Source organism: Phocaeicola sp. RTP21198st1_B8_RTP21198_201120 (genome assembly GCF_040929485.1).
Taxonomy (GTDB): Bacteria; Bacteroidota; Bacteroidia; order Bacteroidales; family Bacteroidaceae; genus Phocaeicola; species Phocaeicola dorei.
Window position 1 is genome coordinate 1,329 of sequence record NZ_JBCOCI010000246.1, and the last position, 502, is coordinate 1,830.

Sequence of the window (502 nt, forward strand, 5' to 3'; positions counted from 1 at the left end):
ACCACCAAAAAGCGGGTATCTCTCATCAATAAAATAGTCCAATAAGGTTCAAACAGGCGTAAGATGGCTTGTTTTTGTTGCAATGAATCTATATAAATCCGGCTTGTATGGCTTAATAATCCCACTTTGATAGCCAGGGCTGTACAGCCTACATATGTAGGCTATAAAAAGATTACCGTTTCCAATGTATTATTTAGCTGCCAAATACAAGTTATCATCCTATAAAGTGAATATTCTTGTGGCTTCATATGGGTGTTTTTCCATGATACTACACTAAAGCGGATGCAGTAGGGGTATGATAGATACCTGTTTGAGAAATCATCTATCACACTTATCTTATTGAAAATTAGCTTAATATAAAAATAAATGATAGTATGGTAAATATTTTTCACTATGTAGTATTTGCTGAGTTCAAATTCATTGAAACTTTATATCCGGAGTTATTCTATAGTGAACAAATTCTTTTCTGTATCGTATATTGAATGACATTTTGGGTATGATT